The 21528-nt window shown below is 49.1% G+C and carries 16 protein-coding genes; 3 read left to right on the top strand and 13 right to left on the bottom strand.

The annotated features are described in order from the left end of the window. Positions 1–405: 405 nt before the first annotated feature. Positions 406–1029: a histidine phosphatase family protein gene (locus EKM91_RS03920; RefSeq protein ID WP_125750047.1), complete on the bottom strand. Its 624-nt coding sequence runs from the start codon at positions 1027–1029 to the stop codon at positions 406–408. A gap of 298 nt (positions 1030–1327) precedes the next feature. Between EKM91_RS03920 and serC the strand changes: the two genes are divergently transcribed. Then, positions 1328–2401, top strand: a complete 1074-nt coding sequence (serC, locus tag EKM91_RS03915) for a 3-phosphoserine/phosphohydroxythreonine transaminase (RefSeq protein WP_125750044.1) — start codon at positions 1328–1330, stop codon at positions 2399–2401. A 38-nt stretch (positions 2402–2439) separates the two neighbouring features. Continuing rightward, entirely contained in the window at positions 2440–3609 is a 1170-nt protein-coding gene (locus tag EKM91_RS03910) for a phosphoglycerate dehydrogenase (protein ID WP_125750041.1), read from the top strand. 172 nt (positions 3610–3781) lie between these two features. Here EKM91_RS03910 and EKM91_RS03905 read toward each other — a convergent pair whose 3' ends face one another. From EKM91_RS03905 to EKM91_RS03895, 3 genes are all read right to left on the bottom strand, one after another. After that, positions 3782–6517, bottom strand: coding sequence for a YhgE/Pip domain-containing protein (locus tag EKM91_RS03905; RefSeq protein WP_125750038.1), 2736 nt, complete (start codon positions 6515–6517; stop codon positions 3782–3784). A gap of 88 nt (positions 6518–6605) precedes the next feature. After that, entirely contained in the window at positions 6606–7394 is a 789-nt protein-coding gene (locus EKM91_RS03900; RefSeq protein ID WP_125750035.1) for a Cof-type HAD-IIB family hydrolase, read from the bottom strand. 191 nt (positions 7395–7585) lie between these two features. Then, positions 7586–8857 carry an FAD-dependent oxidoreductase gene (locus EKM91_RS03895; protein ID WP_125750032.1) on the bottom strand — a complete coding sequence of 424 codons (1272 nt, stop codon included), beginning with the start codon at positions 8855–8857 and terminating at the stop codon, positions 7586–7588. Between the two features lie 36 nt (positions 8858–8893). Here EKM91_RS03895 and EKM91_RS03890 point away from each other — a divergent pair, with 36 nt between their 5' ends. Continuing rightward, positions 8894–9802 carry a LysR family transcriptional regulator gene (locus tag EKM91_RS03890; RefSeq protein WP_164508441.1) on the top strand — a complete coding sequence of 303 codons (909 nt, stop codon included), beginning with the start codon at positions 8894–8896 and terminating at the stop codon, positions 9800–9802. 3 nt (positions 9803–9805) lie between these two features. Here EKM91_RS03890 and EKM91_RS03885 read toward each other — a convergent pair whose 3' ends face one another. From EKM91_RS03885 to arfA, 9 genes are all read right to left on the bottom strand, one after another. Then, on the bottom strand, positions 9806–11290 hold the full coding sequence (locus EKM91_RS03885; RefSeq protein ID WP_125750026.1) for an SLC13 family permease: 1485 nt from the start codon (positions 11288–11290) through the stop codon (positions 9806–9808). Positions 11291–11534: 244 nt separating this feature from the next. Then, positions 11535–13145, bottom strand: a complete 1611-nt coding sequence (locus EKM91_RS03880) for a xylulokinase (protein ID WP_225419443.1) — start codon at positions 13143–13145, stop codon at positions 11535–11537. 86 nt (positions 13146–13231) lie between these two features. Beyond that, on the bottom strand, positions 13232–14656 hold the full coding sequence (araA, locus tag EKM91_RS03875; protein WP_125750094.1) for an L-arabinose isomerase: 1425 nt from the start codon (positions 14654–14656) through the stop codon (positions 13232–13234). A gap of 29 nt (positions 14657–14685) precedes the next feature. Beyond that, positions 14686–16203 (bottom strand): alpha-N-arabinofuranosidase, encoded by a 1518-nt coding sequence (locus EKM91_RS03870; protein WP_125750020.1) that lies wholly within the window; start codon positions 16201–16203, stop codon positions 14686–14688. 3 nt (positions 16204–16206) lie between these two features. Next, positions 16207–16803, bottom strand: a complete 597-nt coding sequence (locus EKM91_RS03865) for a hypothetical protein (protein ID WP_125750017.1) — start codon at positions 16801–16803, stop codon at positions 16207–16209. A 34-nt stretch (positions 16804–16837) separates the two neighbouring features. Beyond that, positions 16838–17701 carry a carbohydrate ABC transporter permease gene (locus EKM91_RS03860; RefSeq protein WP_125750014.1) on the bottom strand — a complete coding sequence of 288 codons (864 nt, stop codon included), beginning with the start codon at positions 17699–17701 and terminating at the stop codon, positions 16838–16840. Between the two features lie 13 nt (positions 17702–17714). After that, a complete protein-coding gene (locus EKM91_RS03855; RefSeq protein ID WP_125750011.1) occupies positions 17715–18641 on the bottom strand; it encodes a carbohydrate ABC transporter permease in 927 nt (308 codons plus the stop codon). Between the two features lie 81 nt (positions 18642–18722). After that, positions 18723–20006 (bottom strand): ABC transporter substrate-binding protein, encoded by a 1284-nt coding sequence (locus EKM91_RS03850; protein ID WP_125750008.1) that lies wholly within the window; start codon positions 20004–20006, stop codon positions 18723–18725. Between the two features lie 15 nt (positions 20007–20021). Next, positions 20022–21506 carry an arabinosylfuranosidase ArfA gene (arfA, locus tag EKM91_RS03845; RefSeq protein ID WP_379896842.1) on the bottom strand — a complete coding sequence of 495 codons (1485 nt, stop codon included), beginning with the start codon at positions 21504–21506 and terminating at the stop codon, positions 20022–20024. Positions 21507–21528: the final 22 nt, after the last annotated feature.

Below are 21528 nucleotides of genomic sequence, written 5' to 3'. Positions count from 1 at the left end.
CGATTTGATGAGGTAAAAAAAGCACCCGGCTGAATTTCATTCATCCGTGTGCTGACCGTGTGGTTCGATGATCCGGTATGCAGACGAATGTGATCCCTATCTCGCAGGATCACATTCATGTGAACCTACGTGCTAGCGATAAAACGCATACCAGGCATAATAAACTTTAGTCGTTGTCGTCATCATCAAAACCCCTTTGAAATGTTGCAATGAGCATACCGCCTCCCTGCCGTCTTGTCAATGAAAAAATTTATTTTTGGTGAGTAAAAATTAAATTGGCGTGGCATTTAGCTAACAAAACGTCGACCGGGCAAGGATAACAAAGGCGTTCACCGCAAATTACCATCAAAAATTAATTTTACACCGGGAGCGTTTCTCATCAACGCGCGAGCGCAATCAACCAGATCAATAAGTGTGTGCATCGAAGCGATTATAATACCAAAGATAATAGCGGCCGGCAGTCAGCGTCAGTTTCGTGACGCTGGTGTTGTCTGGTTCTGGCAAGGTCATGGCCGAACGTGGTGCCAACGCGGCTAAAGCAGCCGCTTTGACGGTGAAGCCATGCGTCACACACGCCACTGCCGCATCAGGCAATTGCGCCGCGACAGCTTGCATAAACTCGGCGACGCGAGTTTGCACTTGGGTAAAACTTTCGCCGCCTTGTGCCACTTCGACATAACTTGGCAACACATCATGCAAAAGCGGATCAAAGACTCTCGGATGGGCCGCTTCTAACTCGGCGTTCACCTGACCATCCCAGCTGCCATAGGAGATCTCTAATAAACGCGGATCTAATTGCGGCGGCAATTTGGCCTGCTGGTTTAAGATCGCCGCAGTTTCTTGGGTGCGAGCTAACGGGCTGACATATAAGGCGTCTAACGTGCGCAAATCGAATTGGCCCGCGAGTCGTGCGGCTTGTTGGCGGCCTTTTGCGGTGAGATGCGTGCGTTCATCATTGATCGTGCCTTGCTTTAAGCCCATGGCATTAGCAGTCGTTTGGCCGTGGCGGATGAAATAGAATGTGGTCATAGGTGCCTCCATTTTTATCATACAATACTCATTCTTTTATAATCGTATTGACGGGTTATTGCCAGTGTGCTATCTTAATAAACAACGAAGCGGAGGTTTTTGCAATGACAAATTTTTATATTAACAACCTCAAGTCATCATCATGGTCTACTATCGTATCTGTGTAGACCAATGTTTGCGCTTCTGCCAAATGGTCTCGCAGGTATTGCTCCTGTGAGACCGCGATGGATCATCTTCAACGCGTTTTCACAGGACTGCTGTGAAGACGCGTTTTTTGTTATTTATGAGGAGGAAATTTATGGTCGTCTATAATTTTGCTGCCGGGCCTGCAATGATGCCCCAGCCCGTTGTCACTCAGATCCAAGCTGAGTTGCCGTCGCTTGGCGGCAGCGGCATGAGCATCATGGAAGTCTCCCATCGCGCCGCGGCGTTTGGGGTCATCATCAACCAAGCTGAGACCCGCTTGCGGACACTCATGGCGATCCCAGATGATTATGCCGTCTTATTCATGCAAGGCGGCGGGACCGGCCAATTTGCCGCTGCCCCATTGAATCTGGCAACCAACCATCGGCGTATCGCCGTCTTGGACAGTGGGCAATGGGCCAGCCGGGCAGCCGGGGAAGCGGCCCGGCTGGGCGTGGCCGCCGATGTCTTAGCCACGACCAAAAACGCGCATTACCGCCACTTGCCACCATTGCCGCCGATAGCTGCCGCAACTTATGACTACCTCCACCTTTGTATCAATAATACCGTTGAAGGCACCACTTATCACCATTTACCCGATGCTGGGAGCACGCCGATCGTTGGGGACATGTCGTCCAACATCTTAGCGGAACAATATCACGTACGCGATTTTGGCTTGATCTTTGCCGGCGCCCAAAAAAACCTCGGCCCGGCTGGCGTGACGGTGGTGATCGTACGCCGCGAGTGGTTACACGCCGTGACCGCTGTGCCCAGCATGCTCGACTATCGCTTATTCGACCAAAAAAAATCGCTGTATAACACCCCGCCAGTGTTTGCCATCTACGCGCTCAATTTGGTCTTACAGTGGGTCCAAGAACAAGGCGGCGTGGCGGAAATGCAGCGCCGCAACGAAATCAAAGCCAAAAAGCTTTATGCCTTTTTGGATGAATCGCCCGTGTTTGCCAACTTGGTCGCCAAAGCCGACCGCAGCTTGACTAACGTGGTCTTCAACACTGGCTCTGAAGCGCTCGATCAAGCCGTGGTGGCCCAAGCTGCTGCGCATGGCTTAATGAATCTCAAAGGCCACCGCAGCGTCGGCGGCTTGCGAGCCAGCTTATACAACGCCATGCCGCTGGCTGGGGTTGACGCCTTGATCGATTTTCTGCACGACTTTGAAAAACATCTTTGATCCCATCCTATTATTGCGACTATCTCAGGAGGCTTATTATGTATCAGATCAAAACATTCAATGCCATCGCCCAAGCAGGCCTGGACCATTTCAAACCCAACTACGCCCTCAATCAAACCGACAACGCCGATGCGCTGTTGATCCGCAGCGTCGACTTGCACCCGTATCATTTTCCCCAAGCACTCAAGGCGATCGTGCGTTGCGGCGCAGGGTTCAATAACATTCCGCTAGACGTCGCCACTGCCAACGGGACTGCCGTATTCAACACCCCAGGCTCGAACGCCAACGCCGTCAAAGAACTGGTGATCGCGATGTTGATCACCGCCAGCCGCAACCTGTTTTCCGCGGCCAAATATGCGGCAGCCAACAATGGCGCGGACATCTCGACGCGCACCGAACGGGAGAAGACGCAATTCAACGGGACCGAACTGGCCGGCAAGACCCTGGCGGTGATCGGCGTGGGTCACGTTGGCGCCCGCGTCGCCCATGCCGCTGGTGACTTGGGGATGCATGTGGTCGGCTATGATCCTTATCTCAGCGCTAATGATGCTTGGCATATCCCGACGACGACTGTGCGCGCCGCCACCTTAGAAGACGCGATCGCGCATGCTGATTATGTCAGTGTCCATGTGCCCAAGAACACCGAGACCACCCATATGATCAACGCCGAGCTGATCGCCAAAATGCCTCAAGGCGTCGTGATCTTAAACTTCGCCCGCGGCGGTATCGTTGATAACCATGCGGTTTGTGAGGCGTTAGACGCCGGCCGCGTCAAACGCTACATGACTGATTTTGGTGATCCTGAGATCCTCGATCGCCGTGATGTCTTAGTCACCCCGCACATCGGCGGCTCCACCGAACAAGCTGAAGCCAATGGGGCGGTGCAAGGCGCTGAGACGATCATGAACTTCTTAGAAACCGGCAACGTCGTTCACAGTGTCAACTTGCCGACCTTAGAAGTGCCTTTCATGAGCCAATATCGCCTCACCATCATGCACCAAAACATCCCGAATATGGTCGGCCAAATCGCCACCTTGCTCGCTAAAAATGACATCAATATTGAATCGATGAGTAATGCTGCCCGCGATAATGTCGCCTATTCGATCATCGACACCAACAACTTACAAGCCCAAGCCGACTTGCTCCATCAATTACGCCAAATCAACGCCGTCTACCGCGTCCGCTTATTGACCCGTCAAGCCAGCTGACTCAAAAACGACGAGCCTGAGACACAAAGCGGTTTTAGCCCAAGACAAAAGCGCCTTGGACCACCGATTCAGTTTTAGAATCGCGATTCCAAAGCGCTTTTGTCGCTGGGCGTGGCTTGGAAGAACGCCACTAGCCGACGATGTCTTAGTCACGTCGAGGGAAAATAGCCGGCTATTCCATGATCTTGCTTTTTTTGGTGATGGCATGCATTTTATCGATCCATGGCCGGATCGGGCCTTTCAAGAACAAACCGCCACAGAAGAACACCAGTCCAAAGGCGAGCAAATGCCAAACATCTTGCCACAGATTCGGCCAGTAAATGCCGCCGACCGTTTCCCGCAAGAGGTTGACCGCATAGGTGAATGGCAGCCAAGGGTTGATTATTTGGAAGAATTTCCCGGATAAAACCACCGGGAAGTTACCGCCGGCACCAGAAATCGACAGCACTAAGATGATGATGCCAATGCCTTTGCCAATGTTGCCAAACAAGGCGATCAAGCTGTATAAGATCGACACGAAAATAACCGATAGTCCCATAGCAAAGAGCACGTACAACGGCTTATTCACAACATAAGTGCCGATCAAGAAAATATTGCCTAATGCCGCGATCAAGCCTTGGCCCATCCCCAGCCCGACAAACGTTAACCAGCGGGCCACATAACGTTGCTTGATGGTCGCATGCGCTAAGTCTTGTGGCAGCGCTTCGAATTCGGTGATCAAGATCGCGCCTAGCAGCAATGCCCCGACCCAGATACATAATGCTAAGTAAAAGGGGGCGCTTTGCGAGCCGTAAGTGGGGATCGGATAAAGATCGTTTTCTTTTAATTGCACTGGGTTGGCTAAGAAGTCGGCTTCTTGTCCGGCATCTCGGCGCAAGAGTTTCAACAAGGCGGATAAGTCAATGGACTGTTCGCCTTTTTGGATCGCACTGGCGCCTTTTTGGATCGCTTCTTTAAGCGTCGGCCAGTCAGTTTGGATCAAGCCATGCGCTTGATCTAGCCCACTTTCCAGCACCGGCAGCTTCTGATTGGCCAATGCCAACGACGTGGTCAATTCCGTTTCGATCCCTGGCAGATCATTATTGACAAAAGCCGTCGCCTGCGCCAGTTTCATCTTCAATGTTGGAAAATCATTGCGATACAATTCAGCCACGGTGTTGATGCCGCTCGTGATTTGATCCATGTGGCCATTGAGCAAGGTATTGGCATCAGCAATTTCTTGCTTCACCGCCGGCAATTGGGTCTGGACTTTAACCAACACCCCTTGGGCTTGTTGCAACAGCACTTTGGTGTTTTGCAGCAGGCTTGGCAGTTGCGGCACAACGTTTTGGTTGATGTCAGCCAAGGTCGTATCAGCATCTGCTAAAGCCGCCTTGAACTGCGCGATCAAGGTTTGCACGCTAGTCGACAGCCCTAGGTTTTGCAGGCTCTGCGCCGCATTGGCAAATTGATCAGCGGTTTGCTGCAGCGCCGCGATGCGCGTCTGCAACTCAGCTGTACTCAAGCTGGGCGCGGCTTGCGCCAAAGCTGCCGCTTGCGTGCTCACATTAGTCGCGACCGTGTTGACTGCTTTGAGCTGAGCGATCGCCGAGTCAAGATCACTGCGCGTCGTGTGGTGTAGCTGATTATAGCTGGCTTGCACTTGCGTCAACGTCGCGGCGAGTTTGGTTGCGACACTGGCGGTATTGGCCTGCCGCGTAGCCATACCGTTGAGCAAAGTGGCCATCGCTTGTTTATCTGCGGCAGCATTGCTGCTTTGATCAAGACTGGCTAATTGCGCATTGAGATTCGTCAGATCCTGGCTTAGTTTGGTATTGCCGGTTTGGATCAAGGCCAACCCGGCATCGGTGGCATTTTGCACCACGGTCAAACCCGTTTCAACTTGCGGCAGCACTTGGTCTTTAGTGGTCGCAATGGCACCTTGTGCTTGTTGGCCAAAGGCAGTCAAACTCGGCAGCGTGCCATCGACGCCGGCAATCACATTCAAGCCTTGCTTCGTGACGGTGATCGCTTGGCTGACGCCAGTTTCCAGTTGCGAAAAATTGGCATTGACCGTACTAAGCTGCTGGCCCGCTTGTTGGACTTCTGGCAGCTTGCCTTGCACTTGTTCAGCCAGCTGGCCTGCTGAAGCGACCATTGGCAAGTAATCATTGGCCTTGACCAGCTTTTGTGCCATCGTGTTCACTGTCGGCAGATACGCCGCCATTTGGTTGGCGGCTGCCAGTTTTTGCTTGATGCTTGGCAGTTGGCTGCGCACGGTTTCAACTTCAGTCAAATAGGATTCGATGGTCGGCAGCTGATCATTGGTTTTCGTCACTAAGCTGGCAAACCGCCGGATCATCGGCAGATTGTCATCGAGTTTAACTCCCGCTTTATTGAACTCGGTCATCAGCGTCTTGGCTACCGTATCGACAAATTGATCAGAAATGGTGCTTTGCAAGGTAGATGCCCCAGAACTGGTGATCTTTGGGGCAATCGCATTGATCTTTTCATTAACATAATAGTCGAGCTTGGGCTTTTTCACTTTTCCATCGACAATGGTCATCAAGTCCTGAGAAAAATCCTTCGGCACCACGATCCCGGCGTAATATTTACCAGACTGCACCCCTTGGGTGACGGCTTTTTTGGAATTGACAAAGCGCCACCCAAGCTTTTTATTATCGTGCAGCTGGGTGATCAGCTCCGAGCCGATCGCGATTTTTTGATGATTGAACGTCGTGGGCTCATCTGCAGAATATACCGCCACGGTTAGATCTTGGGTATTGCTGTAGGGATCCCATAACGCCCAGACGTTAAACCAGCAATAAAGCGATGGGATCACGACTAAGGCTAAGACCAGCAAAAAAGCAGGCGGGCTCTTAATGAGTCGCCGCCAGTCAAGGACGAACAGTTTGCCGATATTTTTCATTATTATTCTCCAAAATAATCCTGATAATTATCCATAGTGTAGCATATGGCATCCACCCAAAAAAGGGCTGCCATCACCCTTTGCCCCATTACAACAAGTGAAAATGTGCTAAGGCCTGCATAATCCCGCCATGCTGATAATCAGCGGTTTGATAATCCGCCACTGCAGCCACTTGCGGCAAGGCGTTCCCCATCGCGATGCCGACTGTCGCTTGCTGAATGATCTCCATATCGTTATTACCATCCCCAAATGCATAAGTTGGCAATCCATGCAATTGCGGCTGCGCCATTAACGCCTCAAGTCCAGTGGCCTTATTGACCTGTGCCGAAACCACATCCAATCCTGCCGGAGCATTGCGGTAGATCGCCAGTTGCGGAAACTGTTGGCGATAACGGGCTACTACCGCCGCATTGGCCGGGGTATCCGGAATATACAACACGATCATCAACACTGGCTGATGCACATAAAAATCCGGCACCACCGCCGGTTGCGGTTTGTGAATAAAATCGCGGTAATGGGCTTGCGTGGCTGGGGTTTGGCGCGTCAGGGCCGCTTGCGTTTCATTGTGAAACGCGATCGCAAAGCCGTCTTGTTCCGTTTGCGCGACTAAAGCGGCCACTTGCGCTGGCGGCAAGGGATGTTGCAGCACCTGCTGACCGGCGAAAAATACGGCCGCGCCATTGGCTTCGATGGCCGAATCCAGCCCGCCGGCAGCCATGATCGCCCCGAGTTCATAATGGTTGCGCCCCGTTGCTAATGCTGGCAACACCCCATTGGCCCGCAACGCATGCAATGCCGCGACGTTTTCTGGCGGGATCACCTTGTCGTCATTTAAAAGCGTCTTATCAAGATCAAATAATGCCACTGCCTTCACCATGTTGATAAATTCCTTGCTTTCTTGGTTTGATGTACTTATCTTACCGATAAGATGGGCTGAACGCAAAGACAAGAAAAACAGTGGTCAACCAAGCATAAAAAAAACCAGCACCCGCCTTCGCGATCCCAACTCGGATCGCGAAGCAGACGTGCTGGTGTTTGGGCAATGCCCATCATTTGAAGCCAAACTTCTTATTGTATAAAAGTCTTGATCCGCTGACCGTCGTATTGGTTCACAGGAATGCCAATATTGATCGAGTCGGCAGCTGCGATGCCTGCCGCCTCGCCAAGGCGCATGCATGTGGCCATTACTCTTGCACAAGCATGTGCTTCGTATTCAGTTGAAAGACAACGTCCAGCTAATACCAGATTAGCTATCTTTGTTTGCAAACAGCGAAATGGAATATGAAACTGCCCTCCCGCAGGTTTTTTAAGCACACTTGAAAGCCCATTGGCATCGTGCACATCGATCGGATAGTCACTCGAGGCCACTGTATCCGGGAAGGTCTGGCTAGTGAGCACATCTTGGTTTGTTAAAGTATATAACCCCACAATCCGTCGTGAATCTCTTAAACCTAATTGGTCTGCAGTATCAGTGACTATCGCATTTTCAAATCCAGGAACACTTTGTTTGAAATACTGGCTGATCAGCGAGATTTGTTTTCGTCCTGTGATTTCTGCCTGCGAATACGCCTCTTGATCTAACGGATCGACTTTGACCCGACTCATATTGGTGTAAAAAGTCCCGTCAGGCAAACTGCGCGAAAGCAAGTTGCCAACGTTCAACGCACCAGCAGCGACTCCTTGATTGGCGAGCTGCTTTTTTTCAGATCTTGGGACATCATGATACTCAGCGGCATCGACATGATCGCTGCGATACATCATGGTCCCAGGCTGCAAGACGCCATCATCATCACCTAATTTGTAATCGCATCCTGCTGCCACCGCTAGTGACCCATGGAAAGAAGCATCAATAAAGACATCGGCTTCTACCCGCTGGATACCGCTTAGATTGTGGATGATCACTGATTTGATTTTTTCATCTTCAGTAATTGCCGTGATCATTCTAGTGTGGAATAACACTTCAACCCCAGCAGCTGTGACCATTTCATCCAAAATTAATTTCAGCGCGTCTGGATTATACGTCGCTGCACCGACGCCCATTTCTTTAATGCCAGATAAATAAATCGTCTGTACGCCACTAGTCGCATGATAAGCAGTGAGTCGTTTAAGTAAATCGTCAAGAATACCCACTTGTGACTCGGTAGTTTCACCCTTATTGAAACCCAAGAATTGACAAACCATACCAGCAGTAGCCGTGCCGCCAAGATAAGCATGATCTTCGATGATCAACACCTGCTTGTTTAATTTTGCGGCAGCGATCGCCGCGGCAAAACCGGCAGTCCCGCCACCGATCACAACGACATCAACATGCTTGTAAAGTGGTACACTTTCATCAAACATAATATTAATTCTCCCTTCTCTAACTTGGAGGTTCAAATGACTTTACTCGATGCGGTTACGATCCAACAAATACGATGCTTTTTAGCGGTTGCGAAAACGTTACGTTTCTCAGATGCTGCGGAATCACTGAATCTATCACAGTCAGCGATAACCAAGAAAATCGTAAACTTGGAACGCCAACTCAATGTGCAACTGTTTGATCGCACAACGCGCCGCGTGTCTTTGACCCCAGCAGGCGAGCAATTACGCGCGACAGCCAATCAACTGAACAACGTTGCAATCAGCATTGAAAATCAAATGACTGTCTTTCAACAGACGCAAACAGACTACCTGCGCGTTGGAATGATTGCCTTTAGCTCACATCAGCCAGTGTTTGATCGCATTGCCACCTTTGCAACTGAACATCCACACATTACTTTGGAAACGATCCAGCGAACCACACAACCATTAGTAGAACAAGTGCTGACTGGCGAATTAGACGCCGCTTTTGTCTCTAGCATGTACACAGATGACGAATCAGCCACCACTTTTGCCGATGATCAACGGTTCTTAGCAAAGTCGGTGGCAAAAGATTCTTACTACTTAGTCTGTGCGCAGCACAATGCTTTTTCTGGATTACATCAAGTGTCGTATTCAGACTTAGGTGAAGCAAAATTCATCTTTCCCGAAAGCGGGATGGATGTCTATCATAAAGCGCTACTAAAAACGTTTGCTGATCACAACATCACACCACATGTATTGATGCGCTGTGGCACGATTGCTGAAGTTCTCAGTCTGGTTAAGCAAAACTTGGGCGTTGCGATCCTATCTGCTCAAGTTATCGATGATTCAAATGATCTGTCGCTCATCCCATTTGCTAAACCATTGGTTCGGAATACACAGTTGATCGTACGCGCTAGCAGACATACCCGTCGCGTGGTATCCGCTTTTTATCAATATTTCTGATTACTATAACAAAGCTGCTGCAATGGGATAGCCGATCCAAGAAATCAATAACGCTGCAACAAAACAAATCAAGGTCCCGTATCGCAGCAAAAGGTCGGTATGCAGCCACTCGGTCCCGACAGCAATCGCTGCCGTTGCAGTAGAAGGCGGCGTTGCCATCCCAATGCACCCGCCCGCCGCAATACAGCAGGTCAGTGCCGCGGCATTAACGCCAGAAATGGCGCCACTAGCAACGATTGGCATGACAACGCTATACATCAAAGTGATCGTGACCGTATTTGACGCAAAAATATGCACGACTGTCAGCACTAACATCACAATGGTGACAAAAATCAATGGTGTAAAGCCTGATAATAATGGCGACAATGCTTTGACTAATAGTGTCGTGATTCCTGCCTTAGGGTTGGTCAAGGCGCTGCCTAAAACCATTGTGCTGGCGACCATAAAAATCGCCCCCCACGGCACCCCGTGCGCAACTGCATCTTTAAAGTCCATCAATGGCTTCCCGTCCACTTTCACCAAAGCCAGCACCACGATCCCCAACATTGGCGGTATCGGCGTGCCCATTGCCGTGATGGCAGCGGCAACTTTGGGTAGAAATGGTTCGATCAGTCCTGGTGCCAGCCATAAAATGACCACGCCAGCAAATACGGCGACAATAATGCGTTCCCGCGTTGATACGGCAGGTAGCTCTTTTACCATAGCGTCGGTTTTAACATTTGCTAATTTGGATAAGTCTGGTTTGAAAACAAATCGGAAAATCAACATGGTGATTATGAAGATGAATATTGCCGTCACGATCCCAAAGATACTGTAGGGGACAAACCCTATGGCGCGATTAAAATCTTTCTGGTAAAGTGACAAGCCTAAAATAGTCACAGAGTGCGCAATTGGAGTAGTCAGTGTTGATACCGACGAAAACCCAAGTAATCCAAGTACGATCATCTGTGGTAAGCGATCACCTTTAACATAACCAAGTTCCTTAAAAATCGATTCAGCGATCGGCACTGTCACCATAAACGCGGTAATTGGTGACATAAATGCGCCAATCACCAGCGGCACCAAGAAGAAATAACCCAAAAACAGCCACGGATTCTTCTTAGTAGCCGGCCTAGTGATAAACCACACGGAAATCCGTTTGAGAAATCCCGATTGACCCAATACATACGAAAGCATGGCAGAAAATAATACAAATGATGTGATCCAAGCACCCATCGACCCCGCTAACACCGTTTGATAATCGAAAAATGGTGTAAAGGTCAAGGCGACAATGCTTAAAATACTTGGCCAGTTGGTTGAGACAAACAGCCACAAACCAATAGTGGCAACGAATATCCCCAGCACTTGCATCCCAGTATCAGATAACCCAAACATGCTTGGCAGCCATTTACCGCCAAACATCAATATAATCAAAACAATTGCCAATATGTTCTTAGCAGATATCAGCGACACGCCTTGCTTCTGACCGGAAGAGCTTGTTGCTTGCATGTGAAAACCTCCCTCATAAAATCGCTTTCAAGTTCATCTCAAGTATATTTATTCTCAATTGTGAAGCAATTCTCAATCATGCTTATTTATTCCAATATGGAAATAATCGAGTTAGAATTTCCAAATATGGATAAGTCACGCTGCACTAGCCTAAAAAAACCAGCACGTCTGCTTCGCGATCCCAACTCGGATCGCGAAGCAGACGTGCTGGTATTTGGGTAATGCCCATCATTTTATTATCAATTTACCCTTGATGATCTGCGATTGCCTGGGCAGCAAGCTCTGCCGATAAGCCAGCTTGATAATCACGGATATATGCGTCATACCCAGCCACTCCGGCTGGCGTTGGCGCGATCGTGGTACTTTCGCCGCTGGCAAAGACTTGCTGGTCGAGATAATCGGCAAGCTCGTTGGTACCGCGAGCGTCTTGGACATATGCAGCTAGTACCGCCATCCCCCAAGGACCGCCTTCGCCTGCATTGGCAGTGACGGTGATCGGGGTGTTCAACGCGTCTGCTAAGACTTGTTGCGCGATTTTAGGCGTGCGGAAGATGCCGCCTTGGGCGATCATCTTGTCAGTTGGAATGTGCTCTTTTTTAGCCAAAATGTCATTACCGATCTTTAATGGCGCAAACGCAGAATATAGCTGACTCTTGATGAAATTCGCCAAGGTAAAGTGACTATTCGGAGTACGGACGAACAGCGGCCGGCCGGCTTCGACTTGGGTCAGGTTTTCCCCGGACAAATACGCATAGTTCAATAAGCCGCCAGCATCGGCATCACTGTTAGCACTGGCATTGAATAGCTGCGCATATAATTCATCCGGTTTCAAGTCAGCCCCGATCAACTCGGCGAATTGCTTGAATAAGCCGACCCAAGCATTGATGTCTGACGTACAATTATTCGCATGCACCATCGCCACCGCTGCCCCTTCAGGCGTGGTGACTAAGTCAATATCGCGATACACCGCCTTTAACGGCTGCTCCAAAACCACCATCGAAAACGCTGAGGTACCAGCCGAAATATTGCCGGTACGCGGCCGAACTGCATTAGTGCCCGTCATGCCAGTGCCGGCATCTCCTTCAGGCGGTGCCATTACCGCACCGGCTGCCAGGGTCCCGCTGACATCTAACAACTTAGCCCCAGCAGCGGTCAAATGCCCGGCAGCCGACCCGGCCACTAGCGGTTGCGGCATCAATACCGCCACATGTGCTTGCGGCAAACCGTGTTGTTGCATGAGATTATCGAAAGTTGCCAACATTTGGGTGTCGAATTGTTTGGTTTGCGAATCGATCGGGAACATTCCTGACGCGTCGCCAATGCCGATGACCTTTTCCCCAGATAATTGCCAATGCACATATCCCGCCAGCGTCGTGAAGTAATCAACAGCAGGCACGTGTGGTTCTTGATTCAAGATTGCTTGATAAAAATGGGCGATACTCCAGCGTTGCGGAATATTGAATCCAAACGCTGCTGTCAAAGCGTCTGCTGCTGGTGCGGTCGTATTGTTGCGCCACGTGCGAAAAGAGACGAGTTGCTTGCCCGCTTGATCAAACGCTAAATACCCATGCATCATCGCGCTGATCCCAATGGCACCGACTTGGGTCAGCGCCACGCCATAACGGCTTTGCACCTGCTGTTTCAACGCCGTATAGCTGCTTTGGATCCCAGTCCAGACTTGCTCTAGTGCGTATGTCCAATTGCCGTCGATGAACTGATTTTCCCAGCCGAAACTGCCGCTGGCCAATGTTGAAAAATCGCTGCCGATCAAAACCGCCTTGATGTTAGTCGAGCCCAGCTCGATGCCTAACGTCGCTTTTCCGGCTTGGATCTCTTGGGTTGGATCGATCGTCATAATCTTCGCTCCTTTATCTCAATCATATTCTGACACCAAAAACGACCCGGCCAGACCCTACGGAGTCTTTACCAGGTCGCCTTTTATCATTCGATGTCGATGTACTTCAGCTCAAACATGGTTGCCAGATCGCGCAACTGTTGCGGCGTTACTTTGGCGGAAAAGACCGTATGATGTCCGCCGCCATTTTGGATCCATTGGGTCGCGCCAGCCTTCAAGCCGGCTTTAGGGGTCCACAATTGCCGAGCAACTGGCAGCTTGGGCGCAGGTGCTTCGGCCGCTTTGGCGTCAACAGGATAGCCGATCATACGATATTCATCCCCAAAATCAGAAATCGTCACGTCGACCGCATCGCCAACTTGGCCATCAAAGACCAAACGGGCAGGGTCTTCACGATCCCCGATCCCCAAAGGATGCACTTCAACCCGAGGCTTAGTCGTCGCTAAGGTCGGATCAACTTCCAGCATATGCGACCCTAAGATCACTTCATGCCCAGGACGCAGATCCAAGGTGTAATCTTCCATAAACCCAGTTTTTTCATTATGGGCGACGATCTTCAACAAGCGGTCAAGCGCGGCGGTCTTCCAATCGCCTTCCCCAGCAAAGCCATAGCCTTCCCGGTTGAGCAGTTGAACCGCCAAGCCTTGCAGCTGCTTGATGCCCCAAAGGTCTTCAAAGTTCGTGGTGAAAGCCGAGTAGCCGCCGCGCTCAAAGAAGCGCTCCATGGCGATTTTTTCCTTCAGCTGGTAGCGCACGTGTTCTTCAAAGAAGTCTGGGTCATTGTCACCTACAACTAAGTCATAACGCTTTTGCAAGTCCGCATATTCTTCGTCGATATCCGCTTCAGAGACATGCGTCATTTCTTCAACGAGATCGCCAATGCCGAAGTAATCGACTGTCCAGCCAAACTGGATCTGAGCTTCCACTTTGTCGCCTTCAGTCACAGCCACATTGCGCATGTTGTCGCCAAAACGGGCCACTTTGATATTGAAGCTTTCGTTGTAGCCAACGGCCACATCCATCCAATCGGCGATTTCTTGTTGCACCGCTTGATCGCCCCAAAAGCCGTAAACGACCTTGTTGTGCTTACGCAACCGCGCGTTGATAAAGCCATATTCCCGGTCGCCATGCGCACTTTGGTTCAAGTTCATATAGTCCATGTCGATGGTGTCCCAAGGAATGTCTTGGCGGAATTGCGTGGCCAAATGCAATAATGGCTTTTGCAAAAGCTTAGTCCCACGGATCCAGTTCTTGGCTGGTGAGAAGGTATGCATCCAAGTGATGACCCCAGCGACTTCATCATTGAAGTTAGCGTCTTTCATCCCTTGAGTGATGGTTTGCGCATCGATGGCCACTTCTTTGAATTCGACCGGATATGGCAACGTCTTGGCTTCATTTAAGGCGGTGACCATTTGCTTGGCGTCTTTTTCAACGGCCTTGAGATCATCTTCCCCATATAATGCTTGGCTCCCGACGATAAACCAGAATTTATACTTTGGCACTGCTAACATCATTCACTCACTCCTTAACTAAATTACATTCAATAATTAAACGTGACGACGTTCCAAGAATATCCAGGCAAGCTGACTTGCTGAGCAACGGCCCCTGTTGCAACAATTAACGGCTTCGTTTGTGGGGTCAAAGTATGCGGATGCTCACGGGTATTTTGCGCGTCCAAAGCACCGCATAAAACTTGATGCTGCCCGCTGACTGCTGGCTGTGGCAGGGTAATCGCCAGTGTTTGCGTTTCCTCACCACGATTGACCGCAAACAAGACATAACTAGTGCCTGTGTCGATCAAAACTTGATCAATCATTGGCACCGCTAGAAATTCCGCGGTATCATAAGTCACTGCTCCGATCAAATCAGTTTTCAAGACCCGCGACTCATCTGATAGTTGGGCTAACAACGCCTGCAAAACGTAGTATGTTGGGTTAGCCCAAGCGGCACCAGCTTCATCTGTCAAAATCAATGGGATCGTATTGACTAATAACGCTTGGCAAGACAGTTTCACGCGATCACCATGGCGCAGAATCGCCAGTGCCATCGACCCAAACAATAAGGTGTCTGCAAGATCGAAGTAACACCAATCGACTGGATTATGCTCTCCCCAAGGGGTGGGTTGTTTTTGCGAGAAATGATGGACATTCCACTCGTCAAACGAGATTTTCATCGTCTTGTCGCTGTGCTTCAGTGCTTTGACAGCATCCGCAATCGTCGCCACTTCATCGATTTGGCGATCAAACGATAATGACTTGGCCAGATACGTCGGCAAGTCATCTGCAGCACGTACAGCCTCTTGATCGAGATTTTCGGATTGTGCCCGGTCGATATAGTTATGCATGGCGATGAAATCGACGTTATCGTATGCTGCCATCAGCACCTTGAAATCCCACTCTGGATAACTATCCAAGTTCGGCGTAGAACTGCCTACCAAGATTGTTTCAATCTGCGGGTCCATCAGCTTCATCGCTTTGGCAGTTTCATTGGCCAATAAACCATACGCTTCCGGCGTCTGCCGCGCCACCTGCCATGGCCCGTCTAATTCATTGCCCAAGCACCAATACTTGACCCCGAATGGTTCAGGATGCCCATTTTGGCGGCGCTTATTCGCCCAGTAGGTGTCAAAACGCCCATTGACATATTCCAATTCATTCAACGCATCATCAATACCGCGCGTGCCTAAATTGACGGTTAATATCGGGTTATCGATCCCTGCTTGTGCCGCCCAAGAAAAGAACTCATGCAAACCGAATTGATTGGTTTCAAGCGATTGCCAAGCGATGTTCATTCTCTTAGGACGCTGGTCTTTAGGCCCGACAGTGTCTTCCCAGTGGTAGCTGGATGTAAAATTTCCACCAGGATAGCGCAAGGTCTTGATCCCCAGCGCTTGTACCAGTTGCAGCACATCTCCGCGAAAGCCTTCCGCAGTCGCAGTAGGATGCGTCGGTTCATAGACGCCGGTATAGATCACAGTGCCCATATGCTCGAGAAATGAGCCAAAAAGTTGTGGCCCGACGGTAAAATTCTGTTCAGGATAAACGTTCAATTGCACCATACATCAAAACCTCGACAATTTAGACTTTAACCGCTTGTGATACACTGCGGCCATGATCAGATTCATAAACGTCAAACTGAAAAATACTGTTAATGGGAAAAGCGACGCTGCAACTAAAACGACTAACATCATAGCCGCAAAGAAAAGCGTGAACGGAAAATCCAAGACCAGATCTAACACCGCATTGCGAAAAAAACGGGAAAAATGGTAGTGGCTGCCTAACGCGACTTCTTCTAAGATCAAGTAAAATACTAAGGCTAAAAACAAGACTAATGACACTAACAAACTGACGCGCAATGGCAACACCAAATGGACAAATAGATCAGTGAACACGAAGTAAAACAATAGCGCAAAGGTGCTCACAATCAAGCCGATGAACAGCTTGGTCCAAAAATGGCGCTTAAGTTCCAACCACAACTTTTTAGTCAATGTTTCATTGCCTTTGCCATAGATCTGGATCGCCACGCCGATGCATGCGGCGATCACCGGATAAGCGAAAAACACTGTCGCCACACCAGCCGTCGCGATCACGCCTAAGATCAGATAATTGGTCACCGGGATCAATCCTTGATACAACCGGCTATTGATGATCCGCATCATGATGTTACACGTCCTTTTCTCATGAGTTAAAAAACTATTCCTTCATCCCAGACATTGCGGTTCCTTGAACGAAGTACTTTTGCGCGAAGATATAGATCACAAACAGCGGCAACATGGAAATGACCGCCCCAGCCATAACTGGTCCATAGAAAGAAATGTGCTGGCCAGTAAAGAGTGCTAAGCCCGCTGGCAACGTCCGCATGTCCGAAGTACTGGTCAAGATCAATGGATACAACAGATCATTCCAGTTATTGGTCAAAGTAAACACCGCCAAAGCCATTAATGATGGCTTGGCCAATGGCATCATGATCTTGGTGAAGATCCCAAACTCATTGAGGCCATCGATACGCGCCGCTTCTTCAAGATCACGAGGCAACCCCACGAAATAAGAGCGCATCATGAAGATCCCAAACGCAGTCGTTGCCCGCGGGATGATCAACCCGGCATAAGTATCAAGCATGTTCAACTTATTGATTTCGATGAACAGCGGGATCATGTAAACCATGAATGGAATCATCATGGTGGTCATGACGAAGTAATAGAAGAATGTCTTGCCTCTAAATTGCATCCGGGCTAAGGCATAACCAGTCATGGAGTCCAGGACAACGGAGATGATCATGGTTGCGCCTGCGAAAATGACGGTGTTTTTGATATATTGCATCAACGGGATCGTATCCCACACCTTGATGTAATTTTCGAAGGTGTACTTCGAAGAGAAGATGTGCGGTGGATAGGTAATGATGTCTTTTTCAAACTTGAAAGATGAGATGAGCAACCAGATAAATGGGAACAACACGATCACGATCACGATCAGCATCAGCACTTTGAAGAGGATCGACCGCACGAGCTGCGCCTTATGGTAGCCGTTTTTCTTAGTCGTTGTTGCTTGAGCTTCCATAGTGAATCGCCTCCTACTTCATTTGCTTTTCTTTGTGACTCATGTACATGTTGGATGACACTGCCAACACCGCGATGATGATAAATAAAATCGTCGCTACCGATGAGGCATAACCTAGTTCATATGGAGCTGAGAACCCGCGAGAATAGATATATTGCACGGCAGATTCTGTCTTGAACTCTGGGCCCCCAGCAGTGGTGACATAGATCTGGTCGAAGACTTGCATCGAGCCGATCAAGTTGGTCATCACACAAAAGCCTAAGGAAGGGATGATCTGAGGAATGGTGATATGGAAGAATTGTTGCCGCTTCGTGGCACCATCCATCTCAGCAGATTCATACAAGCTTGGGGAAATTGCTTGAATCGCTGTCAGCATGATCGTCATGGTTACACCGAAGTTCTTCCACACCGTCATGAAGGCAATCGATGGCATCGCTAAATGCGCATCCCGGAAGAATTGCGGCGTACTCATCCCAAATTGATGCAGGAAGTACGGAATCCAGCCGATATTAGGATCCAGCAGCATCGAGAAGATGATCCCAATGGAAGTCAAAGAACAAATCACTGGTACATAAAAGACAGAACGGGTAAAACGATTGAATAGCGACCCTTGTGATAATGCAGCCGCAGCTACCGTCCCTAAAATGACCTGAGTCGGCGTTTCCAGCAATGTGAAGTATAAGGTATGCCACATTGAGTTGATCGCTCGTTGGTCAGAGAAGAACCGGACAAAATTGTCCCAACCAACGAATTTAGTATTAGTGAAAAAAATATTGATGTTAAAGAAACTAAGTCCTAATGTTCCCAGTAATGGAATAACCATGAACAACAACAACACAATGATCGATGGCGCCATGAACAGATATGCGGCATGCTTCGGTTGATTCCAAAATTGGAAAAAGGAACGCTTTTTACTGGTTGAGGTATCTAGAGTTTCCATTTCCGTTCAACTCCTTAAAACAGATGTGGCCTCCACACGTACTGAAGGCCACATCCACATTTATCAAATTACATCCAGTAATTAATTACCTTTCAGCACACCATCGATGTCTTTAGATGCAGACTTCATCGCTGTGTTGGTGTTCGTCCCATTCAAGACCTTTTCGATCGTTGGATTGATGACGTTGGTCGTAATGTTACTGATGTTCTTGTTGCCTGGGTAGTAAGTTTTCGCATATTGGATCTGCTTGTACATGGTCGAAACCAGAGGATCAGCTTTGATGTCTTTGTCCGCAGCCACAGACTTCAAGTAAGGGGCACACTTGTTTTCCAAGCTCCACTTCTTACCATTCTTTGTGGTGTTCCAATACTTGATGAAGGAATAGATTGCTTTGGTCTTGCTGTCATCGGTAGATGTTGGAATACCAAAGCCGACACCATCCAAGATCGCTTTTTGATCACCCTTGTTGGCTTGCGCCAAAGTGGTGATCCCGTAGTTGATGTTGTTCTTCTTCAAACCAGAGTTGAGCCATGGACCATTGATGTAAATCCCAACAGAACCTGCCAACATCAAGTTATCCGCTTCAGCACCAGAAATGTTCTTCGGGCCAACGCCGTCGGTATAAATCATCTTTTGCAGATAGTCGAAGGTCTTCTTGGTTGCAGCGGAGTCTAAAGCAGACTTCTTTTCGTTGCTGCTGAGCAACTTAGCCCCGTTGTCTTGGAGCATGTTGTACAAGATCGCACTGCCATCTTTTGGCATTACGAAGCCTTGCACGTTGTCGCCAAGTTTGGAGATCTTTTCAGCGTCTGCAGCTAATTCATCCCAAGTTGCAGGTGGCGTGTTTGGATCCAAGCCAGCCTTCTTGAACAGGTCTTTGTTCCAATAGACATACATACCTTGCACCTGCATTGGCACGAAATATGTCTTCCCATCGATTTTCCCTAAACCGCGGGCCGTGGTCGTGAAGTCATTTTTGTTAACGCCTTTTTGATTGTAGAAGTCACCGATGGTCTTCATGGTCCCATTAGACACATAAGAAGACATATCCGCATAGTTCATCGCGACAAAATCAGGCGCCTTCTTAGCGGTGATCGCAGTTGGTAACTTCTGGTTGAAGTTATCCCAAGTCATGATGTCCATCTTGACTTTAACGTGATCTTTGTTGGTGGCATTGTAATCTTTGACGATCCCTTTGAGAATGTCCCCGTCAGTTGACGTGAACCCATTCCAAAACGTGATCGTAGTGGTCTTGGAGGAGCTACTACTACTGCTATTAGACTTGTTTCCGCAGGCGGAAAGACCTACAGCAGCCAGTGTGGCAGCAGCGGCTAAACCGAATTTCTTCCAAAAACTAGATTTCATTATTCACACCCCTGTTTAATAGTTAACCCGAATGACATTCCACGAAAGCGGCTGAAGCTCAGCTTTCAGTGTCGTGTCGACGCTTACATTTTGATTTTCCACAATTGCCATTTGCCCATTTTCGTTAGTTTCTTTGACATCATAGCCACAAAATTGTGTGGCCTTCACCACCCCTAATGGCTTGATATCACTAAATTCAGTTTCTAGCGTCAAGGCGTCAGTTTGCGAGCGATTGACGGCAAAAATCGTGATGATGCGCGCCTTTTCATCGACTGTGGCCGTACTTTCCAAATACGGGACAGCGTCAAAACTCTTGCTGGCATATGTCTTGGACTCGCTTTGAAGGGCCAAGGCTACGCCACGTCCATATTCTGAAACCTGCATAAACGGATAAAAAATCGACTGGAGCCAAACCCCTTCCGGCGTCGTCATGATCGGTGCAATCACATTAACGAGCTGGGCGAGGCAGGCGATTTTGACCCGATCCGCATGTTTGAGCAAAGTGATCAATAGTTCTCCAACCAACAACGCATCTTCAAAATTATAAATATCTTCCAATAATGGCGGTGCTAATTGCCATGGTGCGATTTGCTTGTCTTGATTGGCCGAATGATACCAAACGTTCCATTCGTCCATCGACAAATTGATCGTCTTGTTACTGCGTTTGCGTGCCTTGACGGCATCACAGATCGCGATGACGCTGCGGATAAATTGATCAAGATCCAGTGACTGCGCCAAATAATTGGCCAAGTCATTGTCTTGGTTTCCGTAATACCGGTGGAGCGAAAGGTAATCGATGTTGTCGTATGTTTCTTCGAGGACCGTTTCTTCCCAGTTGCCAAAAGTCGGATTGTCCATACTGGAACTGCCGCAAGCCACGAGCTCGATCGAATCATCGACCCACTTCATCACTTTAGCCGTTTCGTTTGCTAACCGTCCATATTCATAAGCGGTTTTCGCCCCGATCTGCCAAGGACCGTCCATCTCGTTGCCTAAGCACCAAGTCTTGATATGAAATGGTTCGGCTGCGCCGTTTTGCTTACGCAAGTCACTGTAGTAAGTTCCCCCTGGAAAGTTACAATACTCGACAAGATTACGTGCCGCATCTGCCCCACGAGTCCCAAGGTTGACCGCCAAGTTAACACTAGTGTTAGCTTGCTTGGCCCAATCAACAAATTCGTGTAACCCAAACGCGTTGGTTTCTTTGCTCCGCCATGCCAGATCCAACCGCGTCGGTCGTTGATCTTTAGGCCCGATACCGTCTTCCCAGTTATATCCGGAAACGAAATTTCCCCCGGGATACCGCACGATCGGTACGTTCAATTGCTTGACCGCATCGATGACGTCTTGGCGAAATCCTTGCGCATCTGCGTGCGGATTCTCGGGATCATAAATTCCTTGATAAACCGCACGACCGAGATGCTCAATAAAAGAACCGTACAACCTAGGATCGATTTCTCCGATTCTTGAAGCTAAGGCGAGTTTGATGTGTCCCCTCAAAAGCACCACTCCCTTCAAAAGA

Origin of the sequence: Lacticaseibacillus baoqingensis (genome assembly GCF_003946165.1) — a bacterium.
In the GTDB taxonomy this organism is placed as follows: Bacteria; Bacillota; Bacilli; order Lactobacillales; family Lactobacillaceae; genus Lacticaseibacillus; species Lacticaseibacillus baoqingensis.
This window is presented reverse-complemented; position numbering and strand designations above follow the sequence as displayed.